Source organism: Chroococcidiopsis cubana SAG 39.79 (assembly GCF_003991895.1).
Taxonomy (GTDB): domain Bacteria; phylum Cyanobacteriota; class Cyanobacteriia; order Cyanobacteriales; family Chroococcidiopsidaceae; genus Chroococcidiopsis; species Chroococcidiopsis thermalis.
In genome coordinates this window covers 1-6,926 of record NZ_RSCK01000076.1, presented here as the reverse complement: position 1 = coordinate 6,926, position 6,926 = coordinate 1, and the positions used below count along the sequence as shown (strand labels likewise).

At 46.4% G+C, this 6,926-nt stretch carries 7 protein-coding genes; 1 reads left to right on the top strand and 6 read right to left on the bottom strand.

The window, feature by feature from the left end; translation table 11 throughout:
* Positions 1-179: 179 nt before the first annotated feature.
* Entirely contained in the window at positions 180-1,148 is a 969-nt protein-coding gene (locus tag DSM107010_RS28230; protein ID WP_106168065.1) for a zinc-dependent alcohol dehydrogenase family protein, read from the bottom strand.
* 124 nt (positions 1,149-1,272) lie between these two features.
* Here DSM107010_RS28230 and DSM107010_RS28225 point away from each other — a divergent pair, with 124 nt between their 5' ends.
* A complete protein-coding gene (locus DSM107010_RS28225) occupies positions 1,273-1,623 on the top strand; it encodes a winged helix-turn-helix transcriptional regulator (RefSeq protein ID WP_106168054.1) in 351 nt (116 codons plus the stop codon).
* Positions 1,624-1,644: 21 nt separating this feature from the next.
* Here DSM107010_RS28225 and DSM107010_RS40140 read toward each other — a convergent pair whose 3' ends face one another.
* From DSM107010_RS40140 to DSM107010_RS28205, 5 genes are all read right to left on the bottom strand, one after another.
* Positions 1,645-1,908 carry a hypothetical protein gene (locus DSM107010_RS40140; RefSeq protein ID WP_181246381.1) on the bottom strand — a complete coding sequence of 88 codons (264 nt, stop codon included), beginning with the start codon at positions 1,906-1,908 and terminating at the stop codon, positions 1,645-1,647.
* A 70-nt stretch (positions 1,909-1,978) separates the two neighbouring features.
* On the bottom strand, positions 1,979-2,536 hold the full coding sequence (locus tag DSM107010_RS28220; protein ID WP_106219005.1) for a DsbA family protein: 558 nt from the start codon (positions 2,534-2,536) through the stop codon (positions 1,979-1,981).
* Positions 2,537-2,687: 151 nt separating this feature from the next.
* Positions 2,688-3,212 (bottom strand): 2,4'-dihydroxyacetophenone dioxygenase family protein, encoded by a 525-nt coding sequence (locus tag DSM107010_RS28215; protein WP_106170232.1) that lies wholly within the window; start codon positions 3,210-3,212, stop codon positions 2,688-2,690.
* A gap of 283 nt (positions 3,213-3,495) precedes the next feature.
* Positions 3,496-4,125 (bottom strand): response regulator, encoded by a 630-nt coding sequence (locus DSM107010_RS28210; RefSeq protein WP_106170230.1) that lies wholly within the window; start codon positions 4,123-4,125, stop codon positions 3,496-3,498.
* 7 nt (positions 4,126-4,132) lie between these two features.
* On the bottom strand, positions 4,133-6,793 hold the full coding sequence (locus DSM107010_RS28205) for a PAS domain S-box protein (RefSeq protein ID WP_422387906.1): 2,661 nt from the start codon (positions 6,791-6,793) through the stop codon (positions 4,133-4,135).
* Positions 6,794-6,926: the final 133 nt, after the last annotated feature.

The window sequence follows — 6,926 nt, the reverse complement described above, 5'->3', positions numbered from 1 at the left end:
AGAGTTCCTAAAAAGAGAGTGACAATCAGAAGCAGGCGGATGCTGTTCCTGAAGTTAAGCATGTTCATAGTGCGATCTCCTGGTGAAGGCGGTAGTCACAAGGTATTTGCGAATGTTTGAAGTTGTGCTACTTGGGGCTATTTTTCAGGTGATGATTTAAAGCGATCGGTGAGGACAGTCTAACTTTTGGTAAATTCCAGCACAATTTTCCCTTGCGTACCCCCCCGCTCTAGACGCTGATGTGCTTGAATTCTCTGCTCCCAAGACAGCGTTGAATCAATGACGGGGCGAAGCTGAGTGCGCTCGATTAGTTTTGTCAAAGCATCTAATTTTGCTCGGTACTGTGGCGTGAGAACAAAATGGATAGTCATATTCTTGCCCCATGCTTCGATGAGTGATTGCGGCGTTTGAGTGTCTACAATACTCACAAGCCTGCCAAATGGGCGAATAATTTCTGGGCTACGCTGGATTGTTTGCCCACCGATCGTATCCAAAACTAAATCAACACCTAGCTCATTTGTTTCCCGATCAATAACTTCCGCGTAATCTTCGTTCTTGTAATCAATGGCTCGATCTGCACCAAGTTTTTTGACAAAATCGAGATTTTTAGAACTGCATGTTGTAAAAACATAGGCTCCCATCGCTTTTGCAAGTTGAATCGCCATTGAACCAACGCCACCAGCACCCGCATGAATTAGAACTGATTCCCCAACTTGAAGATTGCCCCTCGTCACTAGACAATCCCAAGCCGTTCCTCCTGCGAGAGGAAAACACGCTGCTTCAATGTGCGACAAGTTAGAAGGCTTAAGCGCAACAATCCCTGCATCAGCAACATGATATTGAGCATAGCTGCCAGATTCTCCAAAAATCTGCGGCGAGTAATAAACTTCGTTTCCTACCTCAAAGTCTGTCACTGACTCTCCAACTGTCTCAATCACCCCTGAAATGTCAACTCCGATAATTGCTGGTAATCGAACCAAGTCTTTGTAATCACCACGGCGAGTCTGATAATCAACTGGATTGATCGATGTCGCACACACCCTTACTAGAACCTGATTAGGTTTTGGTATTGGCTTGGGCACAGTTTGAATCTCAAAACTCTCAGCACCACCAAATGTTGTCAGTACGGCTGCTTTCATACATTCCATCTCTGCTAACCATCCTTGCTTTATAATCAACGGTAAAGGTATTTCGATACCATTCAACGTAAATGGTTCTCTCTTGTCCCGCAAGTCAGCACCATCTAGTAAGGTAGTTACTGTTCAGTCGCAAATGCAGTTATCACAATCCCGTAACTTGCCAAAAAAAATCCCTGCTTCTCAACCAACTGTGGCTCATATCGTAGAGCATACTCTTGGTTGTAAATGGATGCTGGAGGTTTTACGCTTAATTCGTCAAGGGATCAACCGCCCAGGAGCAATGACTCGTGCAACTGAGAGATTGACCACTAAGGTTTTGAATGAGCGATTAGTAGATCTTGTCAACTTTGGTATTGTCGAGAAAGTTGCTTATCCAGAAATTCCGCCCCGAGTGGAATATAAGTTGACTGCCTTTGGCTCTCGGTTCGTTGAAATTCTGGATATGATTGACGATCTAGAAGAATATTGCCAAAGTCGCCTCTAGAGCATTGGGATAGATAGTAGTTTATGTGCAAGTTAAAGCGCAGCCCAACAACCGCGCTGCACCGGAACGCTTCAATATGGTCGGTTGAGTTGCAAAGGTTGTCTGCGAAGGCGTGAGCGCGAACGTTATCAGCTTGTACTGGATAAGCAAGTTTTCAGCAACTGGGCAACTTCTTGCGCGATCGCGTGGCAGGGTATGATTCACCGAGGAGTCGCGAAGAGAATCAGTCTGAGGTGTACCTTCATGCTCGGAATCATTTCTGCTTTGTACTAGTAAATGCGTCATAGAACTACCCTCAATGAAATAACAAAACTGCTTTCGTCTATTCCTAACGTTGATGAGTTATGAAAAGAGCTTAGTGACTTGCAGCAACAATGGCTGCTATCAACTCTGTTATTCTCCAGCGTCCGGTATATCGAATGTTATTGATAAATAGGACTGGAGCAGCCGTTATTCCACTTTTGCATCCACTTTCGATATCTTCATTGATGCGATTGACATGCACTTGTTTGTGCAAGTCTTTGAGAAACTGAGGAATATCAAGCCCTAAATCATTAGCGTACTCGACAAGATAACCATTCTCCAACTTTTGTTGATGAGCAAATAAAGTGTCGTGCATTGACCAAAACTGTCCCTGGGTGGCGGCGGCTTGGGCGGCTTGGGCTGCCCGTTGAGCTTGGGGATGAATCTGTGCTTGCGGAAAATGACGGAAGATAAAGCATAAATAATCCTCTCCAAAAGAAGCACTAAGCTCTCGTTCGATCGCTTTAATCAGCTTGTAAACGTCCGCACTTCTAGAGCATTGATAGTCTCCATACATCACCAGCACGACCTTGGCACTCAGCACACCTTGCATCCAATCTTGGGTTGAAGGTGGTACAAGTAAGGAACTGTGGCTACGATCGTCGTTCATTTTTTTACATCTGCATCAAACATGTAACGCCCGGCATCACCCGCCGCGCACACAACTAAACAAGCATCCAATCTTGCGGATGAAAGCCGCGCTATTCGCGGTCGGGTGCATGCCGTTGTTAGACCGCGTGCCACAAGGCCAGAGTCGTCAATTAGCGCACGAGCAAGTCCAGTTGGCGTACATCTAGACCGGCCTCACGATAGTACTTCCGAGTCAGCTCAAGTGCGGTGAAACCATCCTCGTAGGCAGCAAAGCCGCCGTCGACCGACTTGTTTAGATAGATCAGGCCACCCTCAACTATAACAAGAATTATCGCCGGCTCTGGTGAGTCCTCGGTGATAACCAGCGTGTGAGCCTCACCGGCAGGTTCGTAAATAAACGTTCCGGGCTTTGCCACCCAGTCATGCTCTAGGTATCGCCAATGACCACGCATCGTATAGGCATGAGCAGTGCCCATGTGGTAATGAGTGCCCAGCATGGCTCCGGGGAGACCTTTCAGAACTACGCTGAATCCGCCAGACGTGACGTTGAACCAGCAGGGCTGGAACCAGACACCATCTGCATAAGGAACCCAGAGGCGGTCATCTTCCAAGTTGGTGTTGGTAATGAAGTGTTCGCGGCTCCTTCGATTAGGATCGAGGCCGTCGGTGAAACTATTGAAAGCGGTGATTGGCATTTGTCCCTCCTAAAAACTAGCTGCGTGTCAATCGTTCAAGGCGAATTTCATTGAACGATGTGTAGTACTACGATGAACAGCGGTCTAACCTTGCAATTGACTTGCATGGGTTCATTGATTGCATAACTGTTTGCATAGATTCAATATAGGAGATCGCTTTCAAGCTGTCGTCTATAGCAAGTTAAAATTTTTACAGTACAAATTGATAGAGCAACCATGCCATCGTGGAGTAGAAGGCTGGTTATAACTCAAGTTAGAATCTCAATTCGATCGAAAGTACACCCTACAAATTAACAATGCCGCGTTTAACGGCAACAATCACAGCTTGGGTACGATCGCTGACATCTAACTTATTCAAAATCCGATTCACATGAGATTTAACAGTGCCTTCACCGATACTCAAAGCCGCCGCAATCTCGGCATTACTCATCCCCTGTGCCAGTGAGCGGAGTACTTCTAGTTCTCTTTCACTCAGTTCTGGGTTGCTGAGGCGCTGTACCAACTTTGCTCCCACATCGGGCGGAATATACTTCTGACCCCGATGAACGGTACGAATAGCATTTAGAAGCTCGTCAGGTTCAGTTTCTTTCAACAGATATCCTTTTGCGCCTGCCTGCAATCCCCGATAAATATCTTCGTCACTATCATACGTGGTTAGGACAATAATCCGAGCAGATTTAGATTCAGCGCGAATGGCACTAATCGCTTCAACTCCTTCAACTTCAGGCATTCGCAGATCCATCAGCGTCACATCTGGTTGGTGTTGGCGAAATAAGGCGATCGCCTGGAACCCATTTTCGGCTTGAGCGATCGCTGTCATATCTGGGTCACGGCTAATAATCGTGGCTAATCCTTGCCGAAAAATAGCATGATCGTCCGCAATTAGAACCCGAATGGTTGTGGCTTGGCTCATCGTGACGCTACTCCCGACTGACGGTGACAATAATCTCTGTTCCTTGCCCAGGTTGACTCCCAATCGTTAGTTGTGCGCCGATGCGCTCTGCCCGTTCGCTCATGCCTAATAAGCCAAAACCATCAGAGGATGGAACACTCCCAACTCCAAAGCCCTGCCCATTGTCTTTCACGCGCAAGCAAAATTGATCGCGATCGTAGACTAGCTCCACTCGAATTTCGTCAGCATTGGCGTGTCTGATCGCATTGGTTAATGCTTCCTGTCCAATCCGCAGTAGGTTACTCTCTACTTCAGTAGGGAGAGAATACACTGCACCCTCGATCTCATAATATAAAGTGGTATCAGTTGCGGCAGCTCTGGTTTGAGCGACGAGACGATGTAGAGCGCTCTGTAAACTGCCCGACTCCAAAAGCTGAGGACGGAGCGCTATCACGGATCGCCGCGCTTCACTTAGTCCAGTTCGCGCCAATTCTTTGATCAGGTCTAGATGTGCCCCAGTTGCTTCTAAATCGTCCGTTAGCACTTGGTTTGCGGCTCCTACCTGAGCCAGAATGCCTGTAAACGCCTGAGCAAGTGTGTCGTGAATTTCGCGTGCCATGCGGTTACGTTCTTCTAAAATCGAGGCGGCTTCTGCTTGCTTTTGCAGCGTAATATCTCGCGCCAGCCAAATCACCTGTTCGTGCTGAATCGGGGCAATGCGAGCCGAAAACCAGATTTCTCGCCCAGCAAAGCAGTGACTGTATTCAACGGTGAGGACTTGTTGGGTTCTCAGCACCTGCTGAATGTGATTCAGGAATTCATCGGCTTGTTCTTTGGCAAAAAGTTGATGCAGCGTTTTGCCAGTACACTCCTCTCCATAGGATGGATTTCCTTTGATTGTGCAGAGCAATTGCCCTTCAGCATTGAAGATACATAGCGGATCGGGAATGGCTGAAACGATCGCCCGCAGTTCTGCTTCAGAGTCTCGCAACGCGGCTTCTGCTTGTTTGAGATCGCTAATATCCGCAACCACCCCTTCGACGTATCCATCGGCTGCATTCAGATAAGAAGAGGTAAGTCCCCAGAAAACTGTCCCATCTCGTTTTCGCAGTTGTGCTTCATAGCTTCGCAGTTCCCCATCCCGCTTCATCAACTCATGGGCTTGTTGGCGATCGCTGGGATTTACAAAATAGTCGATGCTGTGTTCTAGCCCAACGATCTCCTCTGGTGAATCAAAGCCCAATAGGTTGGCAAGGCGTTGGTTGGCATTGAGAATTAATCCATCCGAGATGCGGTTTCGGAAGATGCCAACCTGTGAGTTTTCAAAGATATTGCGAAACTTGGCTTCACTTCTCCGTAACGCTGCGGTTCGTTGGGCAACCTGTTGTTCTAAAGTCCGGTTGTAATCGGCTAGTAATTTCTCGGCTTGTTTGCGCTCGGTAATGTCTTGAAAAGCTGCGATCGCATAAGCTATATTGCCCCGTTCGTCATAAACTGGCGTTCCCCATGCTTCAACTGGAATTGTGGTGTTGTTTTGGTGGATTTCTACATCATCAACTCTAGTACGTTCACCACTCAACGCCCGCACAATCGGCAGTTTCTCAGTTGGATATTTTCGCTTGGTTCCCGCCAGATAAGTTTGATAAACTTCTGCAAGTCGATCCGGTGTTAGGGAAGGATCGATCCCCTTACCCAATAGCTGAGTTGCCTGCTGATTAAAGTAGTAGGGGCGACCTGCCGCATTCAATACTCCAATGCCCACCGGAACCGCTTCTAGAAATTGTTTCATTCTACTCTCGCCTTCACGTAGTTTTGAGTAGAGCTTGGCATTTTCAATAGCGATCGCCGCCTGGGTAGATAACAGATTCAGAACTTGCGATCGCTCGGGTGTAAATGTTCCAGCCGCTAATTGATTTTCTAAATACAATACACCTACTAGCTTAGCTTGATTGAGTAGTGGCAAACAGAAAATAGATTTGGTTTGGTTGCGTTGAATGTATGACTCATTGATAAAAGCTCCTTCACCAATCGCATTGTTTAAAATGACAGTTTCATGGCTACGAATTACATAATTAATAATTGATTCAGGCAAGCAATCTATAATTGGAACGGATTGCAGCACTTGCGTAATATAGGCATTCTCACCATCACCATCATTTAGTTGACCAGTCGCTTCAATTACCCACTCTCCTGAGTTTTCTAGAATTAAATATCCGGTTTGTGCGCCAGCATTCTGAATTAAGATTTGCATTAAGGAACGCAGCAAATGCTCTAGTTCAATTTCACGAGCAATCGCTTGTGAAGCTTTCATTATCGCCGCTAAATCTAAAGCAGTATCCGAGCGATTAGAGCTAGTTTCAGAAGTGGTAGATACTGACGTGAGAGTTACCTTAGACAACTGAGAAAAAAATTGCGGATAGCGATTTTCCAAATCTTTAACTTTAGCTTTTGCACCCCAGCGATCGTAGCAGTAATGGGCTTCTTTCATGTATGTTTGGGCAATTTTTTCCCGACCTCGTGCTAAATAATGTTTAGCCGTCAATTCATAAGCTAGTGCTTCTTCTTGGATCAACTCATTTTCAGAAGCACCCGATATAGCGCGTTCATAAAACTCTTCAGCCTCAAAAAATTGCCCTAAGACTCGCGCTTTTTCTGCCTCGACCAGATAAAACTTATGTAGATAATTCATTGGAGCATGTTCTGCCCATTTCTGCATCTTTTCTTGGTTGGCGTTAACACTACTTAGCCAAGCTGCTTTTTGAGAGCTTGAAGCATCAAGCGGTAGGCTCAAAAGCGCTAGAGAATGATACAAACAGAATAAA

Bases quoted from the DNA above. Each gene is read 5' to 3' on its own strand.
- DSM107010_RS28230 (WP_106168065.1), bottom strand. From the start codon at position 1,148: ATGGAATGTATGAAAGCAGCCGTACTGACAACATTTGGTGGTGCTGAG.
- DSM107010_RS40140 (WP_181246381.1), bottom strand. From the start codon at position 1,908: ATGACGCATTTACTAGTACAAAGCAGAAATGATTCCGAGCATGAAGGT.
- DSM107010_RS28215 (WP_106170232.1), bottom strand. From the start codon at position 3,212: ATGCCAATCACCGCTTTCAATAGTTTCACCGACGGCCTCGATCCTAAT.
- DSM107010_RS28220 (WP_106219005.1), bottom strand. From the start codon at position 2,536: ATGAACGACGATCGTAGCCACAGTTCCTTACTTGTACCACCTTCAACC.
- DSM107010_RS28205 (WP_422387906.1), bottom strand. From the start codon at position 6,793: ATGAATTATCTACATAAGTTTTATCTGGTCGAGGCAGAAAAAGCGCGA.
- DSM107010_RS28225 (WP_106168054.1), top strand. From the start codon at position 1,273: ATGCAGTTATCACAATCCCGTAACTTGCCAAAAAAAATCCCTGCTTCT.
- DSM107010_RS28210 (WP_106170230.1), bottom strand. From the start codon at position 4,125: ATGAGCCAAGCCACAACCATTCGGGTTCTAATTGCGGACGATCATGCT.